Origin of the sequence: Nonomuraea sp. NPDC049725 (genome assembly GCF_040674795.1) — a bacterium.
Lineage (GTDB): Bacteria > Actinomycetota > Actinomycetes > Streptosporangiales > Streptosporangiaceae > Nonomuraea > Nonomuraea ceibae.
The window spans coordinates 216,477-232,441 of the sequence record NZ_JBFANJ010000010.1; the positions used below are offsets into that span (position 1 = coordinate 216,477).

General features: G+C 71.9%; 15 protein-coding genes. 10 read left to right on the plus strand and 5 right to left on the minus strand.

Features of this window, described 5'->3' with window-relative positions; genetic code table 11:
• The first annotated feature begins 114 nt into the window (after positions 1-114).
• From mca to AB0J53_RS26390, 3 genes are read left to right on the plus strand one after another with little or no spacing between them, the layout of a single operon-like run.
• Positions 115-999 (plus strand): mycothiol conjugate amidase Mca, encoded by an 885-nt coding sequence (mca, locus tag AB0J53_RS26380; protein WP_364176886.1) that lies wholly within the window; start codon positions 115-117, stop codon positions 997-999.
• Positions 1,000-1,041: 42 nt separating this feature from the next.
• Positions 1,042-1,218 (plus strand): hypothetical protein, encoded by a 177-nt coding sequence (locus tag AB0J53_RS26385; protein WP_364176889.1) that lies wholly within the window; start codon positions 1,042-1,044, stop codon positions 1,216-1,218.
• Positions 1,208-1,501 carry a GNAT family N-acetyltransferase gene (locus AB0J53_RS26390; protein ID WP_219505014.1) on the plus strand — a complete coding sequence of 98 codons (294 nt, stop codon included), beginning with the start codon at positions 1,208-1,210 and terminating at the stop codon, positions 1,499-1,501. The genes AB0J53_RS26385 and AB0J53_RS26390 overlap by 11 nt, the downstream gene beginning before the upstream one ends.
• Here AB0J53_RS26390 and AB0J53_RS26395 read toward each other — a convergent pair.
• Positions 1,498-2,649: a hypothetical protein gene (locus tag AB0J53_RS26395; protein ID WP_364176892.1), complete on the minus strand. Its 1,152-nt coding sequence runs from the start codon at positions 2,647-2,649 to the stop codon at positions 1,498-1,500. The two genes, AB0J53_RS26390 and AB0J53_RS26395, sit on opposite strands and share 4 nt — an antisense overlap.
• An 85-nt stretch (positions 2,650-2,734) precedes the next feature.
• Here AB0J53_RS26395 and AB0J53_RS26400 point away from each other — a divergent pair, with 85 nt between their 5' ends.
• Complete coding sequence (locus tag AB0J53_RS26400; RefSeq protein WP_364176895.1) at positions 2,735-4,699, plus strand: thioredoxin domain-containing protein; 1,965 nt, start codon at positions 2,735-2,737, stop codon at positions 4,697-4,699.
• A gap of 147 nt (positions 4,700-4,846) precedes the next feature.
• Here AB0J53_RS26400 and AB0J53_RS26405 read toward each other — a convergent pair whose 3' ends face one another.
• A complete protein-coding gene (locus AB0J53_RS26405; protein WP_364176898.1) occupies positions 4,847-6,958 on the minus strand; it encodes a transglycosylase domain-containing protein in 2,112 nt (703 codons plus the stop codon).
• Positions 6,959-7,035: 77 nt separating this feature from the next.
• A complete protein-coding gene (locus tag AB0J53_RS26410; RefSeq protein WP_219505018.1) occupies positions 7,036-7,521 on the minus strand; it encodes an Lrp/AsnC family transcriptional regulator in 486 nt (161 codons plus the stop codon).
• 96 nt (positions 7,522-7,617) lie between these two features.
• Between AB0J53_RS26410 and hppD the strand changes: the two genes are divergently transcribed.
• The 5 genes from hppD to AB0J53_RS26435 all read left to right on the plus strand — a co-directional run bounded on the left by hppD (position 7,618) and on the right by AB0J53_RS26435 (position 12,292).
• Positions 7,618-8,727: a 4-hydroxyphenylpyruvate dioxygenase gene (hppD, locus tag AB0J53_RS26415; RefSeq protein ID WP_219505019.1), complete on the plus strand. Its 1,110-nt coding sequence runs from the start codon at positions 7,618-7,620 to the stop codon at positions 8,725-8,727.
• A gap of 74 nt (positions 8,728-8,801) precedes the next feature.
• On the plus strand, positions 8,802-10,205 hold the full coding sequence (locus tag AB0J53_RS26420) for a M1 family metallopeptidase (protein ID WP_364176903.1): 1,404 nt from the start codon (positions 8,802-8,804) through the stop codon (positions 10,203-10,205).
• Positions 10,206-10,245: 40 nt separating this feature from the next.
• A complete protein-coding gene (locus AB0J53_RS26425) occupies positions 10,246-10,581 on the plus strand; it encodes a PadR family transcriptional regulator (protein WP_219505021.1) in 336 nt (111 codons plus the stop codon).
• The gene (locus AB0J53_RS26430; protein WP_364176906.1) at positions 10,578-11,468 is read left to right on the plus strand and encodes a hypothetical protein; all 891 of its coding nucleotides are present in this window, start codon (positions 10,578-10,580) and stop codon (positions 11,466-11,468) included. Before AB0J53_RS26425 ends, AB0J53_RS26430 begins: the two co-directional genes overlap by 4 nt.
• Positions 11,465-12,292: a hypothetical protein gene (locus AB0J53_RS26435; RefSeq protein ID WP_364176909.1), complete on the plus strand. Its 828-nt coding sequence runs from the start codon at positions 11,465-11,467 to the stop codon at positions 12,290-12,292. The genes AB0J53_RS26430 and AB0J53_RS26435 overlap by 4 nt, the downstream gene beginning before the upstream one ends.
• On the opposite strand, the gene AB0J53_RS26440 is transcribed toward AB0J53_RS26435, so the two are convergent.
• The gene (locus AB0J53_RS26440; RefSeq protein ID WP_364176912.1) at positions 12,289-13,227 is read right to left on the minus strand and encodes an ROK family protein; all 939 of its coding nucleotides are present in this window, start codon (positions 13,225-13,227) and stop codon (positions 12,289-12,291) included. The two genes, AB0J53_RS26435 and AB0J53_RS26440, sit on opposite strands and share 4 nt — an antisense overlap.
• A complete protein-coding gene (locus AB0J53_RS26445; protein WP_357586321.1) occupies positions 13,224-14,396 on the minus strand; it encodes an FIST N-terminal domain-containing protein in 1,173 nt (390 codons plus the stop codon). The genes AB0J53_RS26440 and AB0J53_RS26445 overlap by 4 nt, the downstream gene beginning before the upstream one ends.
• Positions 14,397-14,593: 197 nt before the next feature.
• Here AB0J53_RS26445 and AB0J53_RS26450 point away from each other — a divergent pair, with 197 nt between their 5' ends.
• Complete coding sequence (locus AB0J53_RS26450) at positions 14,594-15,958, plus strand: sigma 54-interacting transcriptional regulator (protein WP_364176915.1); 1,365 nt, start codon at positions 14,594-14,596, stop codon at positions 15,956-15,958.
• Positions 15,959-15,965: the final 7 nt, after the last annotated feature.

Here is a 15,965-nt window from a genome sequence, read left to right on the forward strand (position 1 = left end):
CTGAGCGTTATCCGAGACAATTGTCGCCCGCGGGGGTCACGCCCTCGCGACCGCCCAGCAGAAACTAACCTCTCTGGGCAACTGATCGGTCCCTACTGAGGAGACATCGAGCCCGTGAGTGCACCGCTGAGGCTGATGGCCGTCCACGCCCACCCCGACGACGAGTCGAGCAAGGGCGCCGCCACGATGGCGCGATATGTCCGCGAAGGCGTTGACGTGCTGGTCTGCACGCTCACGGGCGGCGAGCGCGGCTCCGTGCTCAACGAGAAGATGGACCGGCCGGAGATCGTGGCCAACATCGCCGCGGTCCGCCGCGCGGAGATGGACCGGGCCCGCGAGATCCTGGGCGTGCAGCAGCGTTTCCTCGGCTTCGTCGACTCGGGGCTGCCGGAGAGCGAGGAGGAGGAGCTGCCCGAGGGCTGCTTCGCGCTGCAGAAGCTGGAGGACGCCTCGGCGCCGCTGGTGGCGGCCGTGCGCGAGTTCAGGCCGCACGTGATCATCACGTACGACGACGACGGCGGCTACCCGCACCCCGACCACATCATGACCAACCGCGTGTCGGTGGAGGCGTTCGAGGCGGCCGGCGACCCCGACCGCTACCCGGGCACCGGCGACCCGTGGCAGCCGCTCAAGCTCTACTACCACATGGGCTTCCACCGGGCCCGCTTCGAGGCGCTGCACGAAGCGATGACCGCGCGCGACATGGGCTCCCCGTACGCCGACTGGATCTCCCGCTGGGAGGACCGGCCGGCCAAGTGGGAGGTGACCACGAAGGTGCCGTGCGGCGAGTACTTCGCGATCCGCGACGAAGCGCTCAAGGCGCACGCCACCCAGGTCGACCCCGACGGCTGGTGGTTCGTCTGCCCGCGTGAGCTGCAGGAGGAGATCTGGCCGACGGAGGACTACCACCTGGCGCGCTCGCTGGTCGACACCGAGCTGCCGGAGGACGACCTGTTCGCCGGCATCCACGCCGAGGAGACCTCCCCCGCCTGCCACTGAGGCGCCGGTCGGAGCACCACCCCCAGGTGGCAGACTGGAGGTGTGACCGTTCTAGCAGCAGGTGACATCAGTCCGGGCATCCTCGGCTTCACCGTCGTGGCTCTCATCGGCTTCGCGCTCTATTTGCTGGTCAAGTCGATGAACAAGCAGATCTCGAAGATCGAGGTGCCTTCCGAGGCCGAGCTTCGGCAGCAGGAAAGCGTGAAAAATGCCGATTGAAGTTGTCGACAACTCGGCGGAGAGCCGGTTCGAGGTTCTCGTCGACGGCAAGGTCGCCGGGTTCGCCGACTATCGCCTGCTGCCCACCAAGATCGTCTTCACCCACACCGAGGTCGCGCCCGAGCACGAGGGGCAGGGGCTGGCGGGCCGGATGGTCAAGCACGCCCTGGAGGCGGCGCGTGACACCGGCCTGACCGTGCAGCCGCTCTGCCCCTACGTGGCCTCCTACATCGAGCGCCACCCCGACTTCAAGAGCCTGCTCGGCGACCAGCCCGGCAGCTAGTCGGCAGGCGACCAGGCGCGTTCCAGCGCCATCGGCAGGCCCCACCAGCCGAGCGGCGTGAGCCTCTCGTCCTCGTCGACGATGCCGAGCTGCGCCCACAGCGCGACCACCGGCACGAACAGCGCCTCCGTCGCGTCGAGGTCGCCCGGGTCCTCGTCGTAGCCGTCGATGTCCTCCGACTCGGCGATGAGCACCGCGATCCGCTCCGGCGACGCGGGCGCGCCCGGCCCCAGCCGCGTCAGCGCGGCCACCGCGGCCAGCCAGTCGGCGTGCTGGAGCGCGCACAGGTTGGCCAGCACCGAGTCCTCGACGCTCACCTCCCGGTCGAGGTCGGCGAACTCCTCCAGCAGGTCGCTCTCCTCCGACAGGTCCGACACCGGCCCGGCGATGCCCGCCGCCACCGACAGCCACAGCTCCGCCTCGTCGACCGGCAGCGGCCGCTCGTCGAACCCCGCGCAGGCCCGCAGCACGTTGCCCGGATAGCCGGGCTCGCCCAGCAGCTCGCGCAGCCGGGTCGCCGCCCGGTCCAGCTCCGCGATCGGCAGCTCCGGCAGCTTGTCCAGCTCGCCGAGGATGCGCCGCAGCTCCGACAGCGCGAACGCCTCCTCCTCGTCGAACGCCGCGAACAGCTCCTCGTCCTGCTCGTCGCTGACCGCGAACCCGGGCACCCGCCCGTCGGCCAGCGGCGTGGCCAGCCACCGCTCCTGAAGCTCCTCGTACGCGCGCCGCGCGCCCTGGTCGCCGGCCGCCAGCGCGTCGGGGTCGATCTCGCCCGAGCGCACCCGCTCCTCCAGGTAGGCCACCAGCCGCCCGAACATCTCCTGCGCCACCGGCCCGCGCTCGTCCTCCTCCGGCCACACGAAGTAGCTCGGCGTCATGAGGATCGGCTCGGTGCCCGTCGACTCGACCCAGCGCTGCACGTCGCCCACCGTGGCGGCGCCCGACTCGATGGAGCTCAGCGCCGATCTGGCCGAGTCCCAGAACCGCACGGACAGCGGGTTGCCCGCGGCCATCATCGCCCGCCGCAGGTCGGGCAGCGCCACCAGCGCCACCCCGGATGCCACGGCCAGCAGGGCGCGGGCGACGTCGCGCCGGGTGAGCGCGGCCGGTGCGCGCCCGGCGTGCGCGCAGACGAAGTCGAGATCCACGATCCGTAAACTACGCCCCCGCCGCCTTCGCAAACACCGGTCCGCCGATAACGGGTGGGTCCCGGGCGTGTGAGAGCCTGGCTGTGTGAACAGGCTCGCCGGCTCGACCTCTCCTTATCTGCTGCAGCATGCCGCCAATCCGGTCGATTGGTGGCCGTGGGGAGAGGAGGCGATGAGCGAGGCCCGGCGCCGCGACGTCCCGTTGCTGATCAGCGTCGGCTATTCGGCGTGTCACTGGTGTCACGTGATGGCGCACGAGAGCTTCGAGGACGAGGCCACCGCCCGGCTGATGAACGAGCACTACGTCAACGTCAAGGTCGACCGCGAGGAGCGGCCCGACGTCGACGCCGTCTACATGAGCGCCACGCAGGCCATGACGCAGCAGGGCGGCTGGCCGATGACGGTGTTCGCGACCCCCGACGGGCATCCCTTTTACTGCGGCACCTACTTCCCGCGCCCGCAGTTCCAGCGGCTGCTGCTGGGGCTGCACCAGGCCTGGACCGAGGACCGGCAGACCGTGCTCCAGCAGGGCGCGAAGGTCGTCGAGGTGCTCGGCTCCGGCACCACGCTGCCCAGCGGCCCGCTGCCGACGGCGCAGACGCTGGAGCAGGCCGTGGCCAACCTGCGCGAGTCGTACGACCCGGTCCGCGGCGGCTTCGGCGGCGCGCCGAAGTTCCCGCCGTCGATGGTGCTGGAGTTCCTGCTGCGCTCGGGCGAGCGCGAGATGAGCGGCCGCACGCTGGAGGCGATGGCCAGGGGCGGCCTGTACGACCAGCTCGGCGGCGGGTTCGCCCGCTACAGCGTCGACGCCGGCTGGGTGGTGCCGCACTTCGAGAAGATGCTCTACGACAACGCGCTGCTGCTGCGCGTCTACACCCACTGGTGGGTCGCCGGCGGCGGCCCACTGGCCCGGCGGATCGCGCTGGAGACGGCCGACTGGCTGCTGCGCGAGATGCGCACGCCCGAGGGCGGGTTCGCCTCGGCGCTCGACGCCGACAGCGAGGGCGAGGAGGGCAAGTTCTACGTCTGGACCCCCGACCAGCTCCGGGAGGTGCTCGGCGACGACGACGGCGCCTGGGCGGCCGGGGTGTTCGAGGTGACGGGCACGTTCGAGCACGGCACGTCGGTGCTGCAACTGCTGTCCGACCCCGCCGACACGGCCCGGCTCGACAGCGTGCGGGCCCGGCTGCTGGCCGCCCGCGAGGAGCGCGTACGGCCGGGCCGCGACGACAAGGTGGTGGCCGGCTGGACCGGGCTGGCGATCGCCGCGCTGGCCGAGACCGGGATCGTGTTCGACCGGCCCGACCTGGTAGAGGCCGCCACCTCGGCCGCCGTGCTGCTCCACGAGGTGCACGTCGAGGGCGACAGGCTGCTGCGCACCTCCCGCGACGGGCGGGCGGGGGCCAACGTGGGCGTGCTGGAGGACTACGCGAACCTGGCCGAGGGCCTGATCGCGCTGCACGGCGTGACCGGTGAGACGCGCTGGTTCCGGCTGGCGGAGACGCTGCTCGGCACCGTGCTCGACAGGTTCGGCGACGGGACGGGCGGCTTCTACGACACCGCCGACGACGCCGAGCGGCTGTTCCAGCGGCCCCAGGACCCGACCGACAACGCCACCCCGTCCGGCCAGTACGCGGCGGCGGGCGCGCTGCTGTCCTACGCCGCGCTGACCGGCTCGGCCCGGCACCGCGAGGCGGCCCACGCCGCGCTCGGCACCGTGTCGGTCCTGGCCGGCAAGCACGCCCGGTTCGCCGGGTGGGGGCTGGCCGTGGCGCGGGCGGCGCTCGACGGGCCGGTCGAGGTGGCGGTCGTCGGACCGCCGGACGACCCGCGCACCGCCGAGCTGCACAAGGCGGCCTACCTGGCGGGGGCGCCGGGCGCCGTCGTGGCACTGGGCTCCGAGCCGGCGCCTGACGCCGTGCCGCTGCTCCAGGGGCGCGGGCTGGTCGCCGGGGCGCCGGCCGCGTACGTGTGCGAGGGCTTCGCCTGCAAGCTGCCGGTCACCACGGCCGCCGACCTGCGGGCGCAGCTGGACCGCTCCGGGGGCTGACCAGGCACCAACAGGTTCCCAACACGCGCTCTCTAGCGTCGGGGTGAAACGCACCGACGGGGAGAGGCAGCGGATGAGCCGCAGAACGTTCCACAGCGGCCGGAGGGACGCCGGTCCCCACACGATCAGGACGTGTGGGCGGCCCGGCTAGAGGACGGGTTCCGGGCGGCCGCCGTCGTCGGGCGGGCCGCCCGTGGGCTCGGCCGGAGCCTGTGTCGGCGGGCCCTGCTGCTCGTCCGGGACGGTCGGCGACTGCTCATCGGGCGTGTCGGGCTCGGTGGTGGGCTCGGGGATCGGCGGCTCGGTGGCGTCGGGCGAGTCGGGCGTCTCCGTCCACTCCTGCTCCGGCCCGTCGGTGGGCAGCGTCTCGGGCCGCCGCTGGTCGTGCTGGGGCTCGCCGTAGTCGGGCTGGTAGCCGTAGCGCGACGGCTCGGGGAAGCGCTCGACCGGCTCGCCCTCCATCGCCTCGGCCATGAACGCCCGCCAGATCCGCGCCGGGAGCTGGCCGCCGAACTGCACGCCGTAGCCGGGGATGCTCACGGTCTTGTTGTCGTCGCGGAACATGTCGACGGCCACGGCGAGCTGCGGCGTGAAGCCGTTGAACCACACCGAGCGGGAATCGTCCGTGGTGCCCGTCTTGCCCGCGACCGGCCGGTCGTACAGCCGCGCCGCGGTGCCCGTGCCGTACTGGACGACCTGCTGCATCGCGTAGGTGGCGTCGGCGGCGGCCTGCTCGTTGACGGCGCGGGTGGCCTCGGGCTTGACGACGTCCTTCATGCCGTCGGCGTCGGTGACGCTCCTGACGACGTGCGTCTCCATGTGGACGCCGCCGTTGGCGAAGGTGGCGAAGCCGGAGGCGTTCTGCACGGCGCTGACCGAGGCCACGCCCAGCGGGAACGTGGCGGCCTGGACGTGCGGGGCGAGCTGGGCGGCCGGGATGCCCATCGCCTCGGCGGTGGCGGCGACCTTCTCGGGGCCGACCTTCTGCGCGAGGTCCACGAACGCGGTGTTGACCGAGTTCTGCGTGGCGGAGACCAGGTCGATCCGGCCGTAGGAGCGGCCGCTGTCGTTGGGGATGGGGTTGTCCGGGTCGGACGCCACCCGCATCGGCGAGTTGCCGTTGACCCTGGTCGACAGGCCGAACCCGTTGTCGAGCGCGGCGGCCAGCGTGTAGGGCTTGAACGTGGAGCCGGCCATCACCTTGGCCGAGAACGCGTTGTCGTACTTGGACTTGCTGGGGCTGCCGCCGTAGAAGGCGACGACCTCGCCGGTGGCCGGGTCGACGGCGGCCAGGCCGGTGCGCAGCTTCTTGGGCAGGTTGTCCGGCAGCGTCTCCTTGACGGCGCGTTCGGCGGCCGTCATGAGGTCCTTGTCGAACGTGGTGACGATCTTCAGGCCGCCGCCGTTGATGTCCTCATCGGTGTAGCCGCGCCGGTTGAGCTCGGCGGTGACCTGCTCCAGCATGTACTGGGCCTGGCCCTTGAGCTGGAACGGCTTCTTGGGCGCCTTGAGCTTGGGGAACTTCTGCTCGGCGGCCTGGGCCGGGGTGAGCGCGCGGGTCTCCACCATGGCGTCGACGATCGCGCGCCAGCGGGCCTCGGCGGCGTCCAGGTCGGGGCCCTCGGGGTCGGCGAAGCGGCTCGGCTGCTGGATCACCGCGGCCAGGTAGGCGCCCTGGGCGATGCTCAGGTCCTCGACGTCCTTGCCGAAGTACGCCTGGGCGGCGGCCTGGACGCCGTTGGCGCCGCGCCCGAAGTAGATGGTGTTGAGGTACTGCTCCAGCACCCAGTCCTTGGACTTGGACTGGTCGACCTTCAGCGAGATCATGATCTCTTTGAACTTGCGGGTGACCGACCGTTCCTGGCTCAGGCCGCTGTAGTAGTTGCGGACGAGCTGCTGGGTGATGGTCGAGCCGCCCTGGAGCTGCTGCCCGGTGAGCGTGGACCACAGCGCCCTGGTCGTGCCCTTGACCGAGACGCCGCCGTCCTCGTAGAAGGAGCGGTTCTCGGCGGCGATGACGGCGTCGCGCACGTGCTCGGGCACCTTGTCCAGGGTGACGACCCGGCGGTTCATGCCCTGGCGGGCGATGACGCTCTTGCCGTCGCGGTAGTAGATGACCGAGCCCTGGGCGGTGGCGTCCTTCTGCGTGCTGTCGGGAATGGGCGTCATCGCCCACGCGATGCCGAACAGCGCGGCCAGCACGACGAGGCCGGCACCGGCCATGATCAGCAGGAATCGCAGCAACCGCCGCTTTCGCATCGTGCCGCCCTCCCCTGGTCCTCGGCGCGAACGTCAAGGGTAAACGATCGATAACGGTGCATCGTCCTGAGCCGATGCTACGACCGTTGACCCTCCCTGCGCGGGACATCGGCCACCAAAGGCAACACTCGGTACGGAACAGGGGTGTCCAGGGCGATGATCGAAGAAGTCCGGAGAACTCCCTGCACACCGACGATCTGGTCGATGACGCGCTGCAGGTCGGAGTTGGTCCGGGCGACCACCCGGCAGAGCAGGTCGCTGCCTCCGGTGATGGTGTGCACCTCCAGCACCTCGGGGATGAGCGCCAGCCGGTCGGCCACCGGGTCGTGCCCGGCGACCTGCCGGATCTCCATCAGCACGAACGCGGTGACGTCGTAGCCCAGCCCCACGGTCGACACGTCGGGGCCGAACCCGGTGATGACGCCCCGGGCGATCAGCCGGTCGAGCCGGGCCTGCACGGTGCCGCGGGCGACCCCGAGCCGGCGCGAGCACTCCAGCACCCCCAGCCTCGGCTCGGCGGCGAGGAGAGCGATGAGGCGCGCGTCGAGGTGGTCAATAGTCACAGGTTCTCCGGTGCTTCACACCCAGGATTGGGCAGATTGTCCACTCATCTACGTAACTCTTGCACAACTCGCCCAGGTAAATCGAGAGTTAGTGGCATGAGTGATGTCTTTCCGGTCAACGGCATGGATGCAGTGGTCTTCGCCGTCGGCAACGCCAAGCAGGCCGCCCACTACTACTCCACGGCGTTCGGCATGAAGCTGACCGCCTACCGAGGGCCCGAGAACGGCAGCCGGGACGAGGTGGCCTACGTGCTGACCTCGGGCAGCGCCACGTTCGAGTTCCGGGGCGCCGTACGGGCGGGCACCGGGGTGTCCGCGCACGTGGCCGCGCACGGTGACGGAGTCATCGACCTGGCCATCCAGGTGCCGGACGTCGAGGCGGCCTACCAGCACGCCGTCTCGCACGGCGCCCGCGGCCTCGACGAGCCGTACACGGTGGAGGACGAGCACGGCAAGGTCGTGCTCGCCGCGATCGCCACCTACGGCGAAACCCGCCACACGCTCGTCGACAGGTCCAACTACGGCGGCCCCTACCTGCCCGGTTACGTCGCCGCCGAGCCGCTGGTCGCCCCGCCCGCCACCAAGTCCGGCCGGCTCTTCCAGGCCGTCGACCACTGCGTCGGCAACGTGGAGCTCGGCAAGATGGACGAGTGGGTGGAGTTCTACCGCAACGTCATGGGCTTCACGAACATGGCCGAGTTCGTCGGCGACGACATCGCCACCGAATACTCGGCGCTGATGTCCAAGGTCGTGGCCGACGGCACCCGCAAGGTCAAGTTCCCGCTCAACGAGCCGGCCGTCAGCCGCAGGAAGTCGCAGATCGACGAGTACCTGGAGTTCTACGGCGGCCCCGGCGTGCAGCACATCGCGCTGGCCACCAACGACATCCTGACCACCGTCGACCACATGCGGGCGGCCGGGGTCGAGTTCCTCGACACCCCCGACTCCTACTACGAGGACCCGGAGCTGCGCGCCCGCATCGGCAACGTGCGCGCGCCGATCGAGGAGCTGCACAAGCGCAAGATCCTCGTCGACCGGGACGAGGACGGCTACCTGCTGCAGATCTTCACCAAGCCGGTGCAGGACCGCCCGACGGTATTCTTCGAGCTCATCGAGCGCCACGGCTCGCTCGGCTTCGGCAAGGGCAACTTCAAGGCGCTGTTCGAGGCCATCGAGCGCGAGCAGGAGCGCAGGGGCAACCTCTGAACCGGTGGTGATCAGCGGCTCCTTCGTGGATGCTTACGTTACGTAAGTTGACGATCACGAAGGGGAGCCGCGTCATGAGGCACACCAGGAGGCGGGCCGCGGCGCTGGCCGCCCTGATGAGCGTGCTCGCGTGCGGGCCGTCCGACGGGGCGGCCCGCGACGAGGGCCCGGCGGGGGCCCAGGCTGGCGCGGCGGGCATCGGCGACGCCGACTTCCCCACCGACGGCAACGGCGGCTACGACGTCGCCCACTACGCGCTCAAGCTCGGCTACACGCCCGCGAGCAAGCAGCTCGACGGCGAGGCCACGATCCGCGCCACGGCCACGGCGCCGCTGTCGCGGTTCAACCTCGACCTCAGGGGCCTCACCGTGCACGGGGTCTGGGTCGACGGGACCGCCGCCACGTTCACCCGGGCCGGCGACGAGCTCACGGTCGTCCCGGCCCGCCCGCTGGCCCGCGGCGTGCCGTTCATCGCCAGGGTCTCCTACTCCGGAGTGCCCGAACCGGTGCGCAACTCCACCAACCTGGGCACCTACGGCTTCGTCCCGACCCCCGACGGGGCGTTCGTGGCGTGCGAGCCCAACGGCGCCAAGACCTGGTTCCCCGGCAACGATCACCCCGCCGACAAGGCGGCCTTCGACTTCGAGATCACCGTGCCCGAGGGCGTGACGGCGCTGGCCAACGGCGAGCTGCGCGGTGAGCCGCGCACCAGCGAGGGCAGGACGACGTTCCGGTGGCGCGAGACGCACCCGATGACCACCTACCTGGCCACCGCCACCATCGGGAAGTTCCACCTCAAGAAGGGCACCACGACGGGCGGCATCCCCAACCTGGCGGCCGTCGACCCCCGGTTCCGCTCCACGCTGGAGAAGTTCCACCGGGTCTCGGGCGAGATCACCGACTACTGGAGCACGGTCTTCGGCCGCTACCCGTTCGGCTCGACCGGGGGCGTGGTCGACGACTTCTCCGCCGGCTACGCGCTGGAGAACCAGACCAAGCCGATCTACGGCGGCTTCGAGCCCGACGACGGCATCATCGCGCACGAGCTGGCCCACCAGTGGTTCGGCAACAGCCTCAGCATCAAGCGGTGGAAGGACCTGTGGCTCAACGAGGGCTTCGCCACCTACGCCGAGTGGCTGTGGTCGGAGCACAAGGGCCGGCGCACCGCCGACGCCCTGTTCGCCTCCTACCACGCCCGCCCGGCCACCGACCCGATCTGGTCCTATCCGCCCGGCCGGGCCAGGCCCGCCGACCTGTTCAACGAGTCCGTCTACACGCGGGGCGGCATGACGCTGCACGCGCTGCGCCGGGCCATCGGCGACCGGACGTTCTTCACCCTGCTCAAGACCTGGGCCGCCGAGCACCGCTACGGCAGCGTCACCACCGAGCAGTTCGTGGCGCTGGCCGAACGCCTGTCGGGCAAGCAGCTCGACGCGCTCTTCGACGCCTGGCTCTTCCAGCCGCGCCGCCCGGCATGATCTTCTTGCCGCACTTCGGGCATCGAAGTATGGTGCCCGCATGCCGAAGGGATCGACGGGCCTGAGCGAGCAGGCTTACTTCGTGCTCGCCTCGCTCCTCGACGGGCCGCTCCACGGGCACGCGATTCTCAAGCGGGTGGTGGAGCTGTCCGACGGCCGGATCACGCTGGCGGTCGGCACCCTCTACGGCGCGCTCGACCGGCTCGCGGCCAACGGCGTCATCGAGGTCGAACGCGAGGAGATCGTCAACGGCCGCAAGCGCCGCTACTTCCGCATCACCGACGACGGCACCGGCCTGGTCCAGGCCGAGGCCCGGCGCATGCAGCAGGCCGCCGCCGTGGTGACCCGGCGGCACCTGGGGGCGACGGCGGGATGAGCCCGCTGGAGCGGCACTACCGGTTACTCCTGCGGGCCTACCCCTCCGGCTACCGCTCCGACCACGGCGACGAGCTGCTCGACGTGCTCCTCGACGCCGCCGGACCCGGCCGGGCCCGCCCGCCGGCGCGCGAGGCGGGCGCCCTGCTGCTGGGCGGGATGCGCGCCCGGCTCACCGAGTCGGCCGCCGGCCCGGCCTGGGCCGACGGCCTGCATCTCGGCGTGCTGGCGCTGTCGCTGGTCAACCTGGCCGCGCTGATCCCGTACACGGCCGAGACCGGCCTGTGGACGGCGCTGGCGGCGCTCGGCTTCCTCGCCGTCCTGCGTGGGCGCGTCGGGCTCGCGCTGCCGGTCATGATGCTCACCGGCAGCAAGGCCGTGGCGGTCACGCTCGGGCAGCCCTGGCTCGACCGCACGCTCCTGCCGGTCTTCCCGGGCGGCCCGTGGGCGGACGGCCCGGCCCTGTACGGCAACGCCGGGCCGGTCGCCACGGCCACCTCCGGCGCGCTGGTGGTGCTGGGGCTGCTCGTGCTGGCCGCCCGCGCCGAACGGCCCCGGGCGCGGTCGTGGTGGTGGCCGGCCGTCCTGCCGGTGGCCGCCGGGCTGGACCCCGGCTGGGACGACCTGGCGAGCCCGAGCGCGCAGACCGTCGTCCGGGTCGTCCTGGAGGCGGCCCTGCTGGTGACCGCCGTCTACGCGGGCCGCCTGACGCGCGACGGCCGCTGGGCGATCGCCGCCTCCGTCTACCTGCTGCCGGCCACGGCGGTGCTCGGCGAGCACCTGTCCCTGGCCTCCCGCCAGGAGATCGCCCACTGGGCGCTGCTGGCCGTCCTCACCGCGGCCTCGGCGGTCGCCCCGGCGACCGCGCGGCGAAGGCTCGTCCTGTGAGGGCCCTCGCGCTCGTCGTGCTCCTCGCCCTGGCCGGCTGTACGGTCTCCAGCGCCGAGGCCGGCGGCACCGGCAAGCGGTGGCGCTGGGAGAGCCTGAAGGCCGCCTGCATGGCCGAGCGCGGCTTCAAGTACGAGATGTGGGTGCCGGACCGCACGCTGACGCCCGAAGCCCTGCGGCGCGCCGACGGCCACTACGCGTCGATGCGGCGGCACCGGGAGAGGTACGGCCACGGCGTCTTCTCCGGCTACGTCCACCGCACCACGCAGGAGGCCGGGGGCGTTGACCTGCACCCCTCCTTCCCCAACGACAGGTACATCTCGGCCCTGTCCGCCAGCCAGCAGACGGCCTACCACCAGGCCGACCAGGAGTGCTTCACCCGCGCGGTCAAGGCCGTGCTCGGCAGGGACGTCGCCGCCGTCGACGACCTCCACCGGCTGCACGGGGCGGCGCACCGGGCCCTCGACGAGCGCGAGTTCGACAGCGACCCCCGCCTCGTGGCCCTGGCGCGCGACTACGCGGCGTGCCTGCGCGCGAAGGGATACCCGGTGTCCACGGAGAAGCCGAGCCAGATCAGCCATCTGGAGGAGGAGCGCTTCCGGGCCAAGCTGTCGGCGCTGGGCCGGGAGCAGAACCCGGGCGCCGAGCCCGGCATGGAGGTCATGCCCGCGCTCACTCCCGAGGAGGCCATGCCCCACCTGCGCGAGGAGATCAGCTCGGCGCTCGACGACCTCGAGTGCGGCAAGGAGTTCTTCCCCGCCTACCTTCCCCGGCACCGGGTCGCCACGGACCGGCTCCGGGACGAGTGGGGCCTGGGCTCCTAGCGCTCCTCCGTCAGCACCAGGGCCGCCGCCCCCACCAGCCCGGCCTCCTGGCCGAGCGCCGCGGGCAGGACGCGCAGGCGGCGGGCGAAGGCCATCCTGGCGTGCTCGCGCAGCGCCTCCTCCAGCGGCCCGAACAGCGGCTCGCCCGCCTGGGACAGCCCGCCGCCGATGGTGACCAGGTCCAGGTCGCACAGGTGGGTGGCGGAGGCGATGGCGATGCCGAGCGCCCGCCCGGCCCGGCGCATCGCCGCGAGCGCCACCTCGTCCCCGGCCAGGGCGTCGGCGGCCAGCGCCCGGCCGGTCACCGCGCGGTCCTCCTGGTAGAGGCCGTCGCCCGCGGAGGCGGTGCCGGGCGTCCAGCCGCGGGCCAGCGCCCACTCGGTGAGGGCGGGGCCGCGCGCGACGGCCTCCAGGCAGCCGTGGCCGCCGCATCCGCAGGGCGGGCCGCCGTCGGGTTCGACCACGATGTGGCCGATGTGCCCGGCGTTGCCGGTGCCGCCGTCGATCAGCCTGCCGCCGAGGATGAGGCCGCCGCCCACGCCGGTGGACACCACCATGCCGAGCATGTCGGCGACGCCCCGACCGGCGCCACGCCAGTGTTCGGCCAGGGCCACGCAGACGGCGTCGTTGTGGATGCGTACGGGAAGGCCGGGGAAGCGGCCGGAAAGCCGGGCGCGCAGCGGGAAGTCGCGCCAGCCGGGGATGTTGAGCGGTGAGACCTCGCCCGAGGGCCAGGTCATCGGGCCGCCGCAGCCGATGCCGACGCCGGTCACGCCGGCGGCGAGCGGTTCGACGAGGTCGGCGAGGGTCTTCCACAGGGTCTCGGCGTCGGCGTCCTGCGGGGTGGCCGCGCGGAGGGTGCGCAGCACGGCGCCGTCGTGGTCCACGTGTGCGGCGGCCATCTTGGTGCCGCCGATGTCGAGGGCGAGGATCACCCGCCGCTCGCCGAGGAGAACACGAGCACGGAGGCGGTGAAGCCGTGGACGTGGTTGTGGCCGGCGACCGGGCCGACCTCGCCGGCGGCGAAGAAGCCCGCCACGCCGATCGGCCCGAGCGTGTCGCGCAGCGCGACGGGGTCGTGGTCGGCGGTGCCGAACATCGCCGATCCGCGCCCGTTGCAGGAGAACAGCAGCGCCCCGTCGACGCGGCCGAGCTCTTCCCGGTGCGCGTCGAGGACGTCGTACAGGTCCTCGTCGGCGGTGGCGGCGTCGCGCACCTGGAAGCGGACGGTCCGCCCGATGTCCACGATGTCGCCGATGGCCACGGCCTCCCGCTCCGGGTCGATGCCGATCACGCCTCTGATGAGGAAGTCGCCGCGTTCGTGCCGTTCGGCGTACTCGTCCATGGCGAGGCCGATCTGCAGCCCGGCGGCGACCAGTTCGCGGTCGTCCTCGTCCAGGTCGCTGACGATGTCCTCCAGGCGGGACAGGGCGGGCTGGCCGGCGAGCTCCAGCAGCAGGTTCTCCTCGCAGCGGGTGACGACCATGCTCGGCCCGATCGGGCGGCAGCCCTGGCTGACCACGGTGCTCACCCGGATGGCGCCGCTGATGAGCACGCCGATGGCGCCCTCGGTGTAGACCTCGCCGTCGGCGAACAGGCGTACCGATCCCCTGCCCTGGAGGCCGTTGGCCAGTCCGCCGACCAGCGGCAGGTCGCCCAGCACCTCCGCCGAGCGCTCGACGAACGCGTCGGTGGGGAAGGAGTACGGGTCGGCGAGCAGGATCGCCACGTGGTCGTCGGCCGTCCGCTCGGGCAGCCCGACCACCACGAACCTGTCCTCGGCCGTGAGCGTCTCCAGCGCGAACGTGGTCAGCTCGGCCCCGTCGAGGGTGGCCGCCCACGCGCTCACGGCGGGCGTCAGCTCCACGCCCTGCCCGTCGCCGATCACGCCGGTGGCGCTGCAACCGATCACGTGCGCCTCGGGGGCCATCCGCATCGCCCGCTCCCCCGCCCTGGCGACGTCCTCGGGATCGTCGCCGCAGATGAAGAAGCAGACCAGGTCGGCCTGACCGCTGAGCCTCGCCAGGGCCTGGCCGACAGCCCTCTCCGCGGCTTCGACCAGGTCGGAATCCACGGCGAGGCCGTCGGCGAAGCGGCTCGTCATGACTGCCACGCCTCTCGCCTCCCTCGGCAGGTCCAAGTTCCCTAGGCCCGATTCTCCCCACTAAAGGGACAAGCACGCACACGAACCGCCACGCAATGGTCAAGATCCGAAATCTCCGCCAGATGCGAAACCCCTGCCACTTCGCGCGCCGGGGACGTAGGGTCGATCCCGTGCATCAGCCTCGTATCCTCCGCGAGTTGCGAGAGAGCGGCCACGTTCATCGCACCGTCAAAGCCGAGGTCCGCGAAAACCTGCTGGTCAAGCTCAGAGCGGGCGAGCCCCGTTTTCCCGGCATCGTGGGCTTCGACGACTCCGTCCTGCCCCATCTCGAACGCGCCCTGCTCGCCGGGCACGACCTGGTCCTGCTCGGTGAGCGCGGCCAGGGCAAGACCCGGCTCATCCGCACGGTCACCGGCCTGCTCGACGAGTGGACCCCGGTGGTCGAGGGCTGCGAGATCAACGACCACCCGTACGCGCCCGCCTGCGGACGCTGCCGGGCCCTCGCGGCCGAGCTGGGCGACGAGCTGCCGGTGGCGTGGAAGCACCGCGACGAGCGCTACGGCGAGAAGCTCGCCACCCCCGACACCTCCGTCGGCGACCTGATCGGCGACATCGACCCGATCAAGATCGCCGAGGGGCGCAGGCTGGGCGATCCCGAGACCGTGCACTACGGCCTGGTCCCGCGCACCAACCGGGGCGTCTTCTCCGTCAACGAGCTGCCCGACCTGGCCGAGCGCATCCAGGTGTCGCTGCTCAACGTGCTGGAGGAGCGCGACATCCAGGTCCGCGGCTACAACCTGCGGCTCCCGCTCGACATCCTGCTCATCGCCAGCGCCAACCCCGAGGACTACACCAACAGGGGCCGGATCATCACCCCGCTGAAGGACCGCTTCGGCGCCGAGATCCGCACCCACTACCCGCTCACGATCGAGGACGAGCTGACGCTGATCCGGCAGGAGTCCATGCCGGACATCGGCGCCGACGTCCCGGAGCACCTCGTCGAGGTGATCGCCCGCTTCACCCGGCTGGTCCGCGAGTCCACGGCCGTCGACGCCCGCTCCGGCGTGTCGGCGCGCTTCTCGATCGCCGCCGCCGAGACCGCCGCGGCCTCGGCCGTGCGCAGGGCCGCGATCACCGGCGAGGACCAGGCCGTGACCCGGGTGTGCGACCTGGCGCCGGTCGTCCACAGCCTGCGCGGCAAGGTGGAGTTCGAGGTCAGCGAGGAGGGCAGGGAGACCGAGATCCTGGCCCACCTGCTGCGCCGCGCCACGGCAGAGACGTTCCGCACCCGGCTGGGCGCGATGGACCTGTCGCCGCTGACCGACAAGTTCGCCGAGGGCGCCCAGGTGGAGTCGGGCGAGCTGGTCGCCGCCGGTGAGCTGCTGCGCCGCATCGGCCCCGTCGACGGCCTGGCCAAGATCATGTCGAAGCTCGGCATGGGAGCCGGCGACGAGTCGCCCGGGCACGCGGCGGCGGCGCTGGAGTTCGCGATGGAGGGCCTCTACCTCATGCGCCGGCTGTCGAAGGACGACCTCGACGGAGTCGCCGTCTACCGGACGTGAACATTCG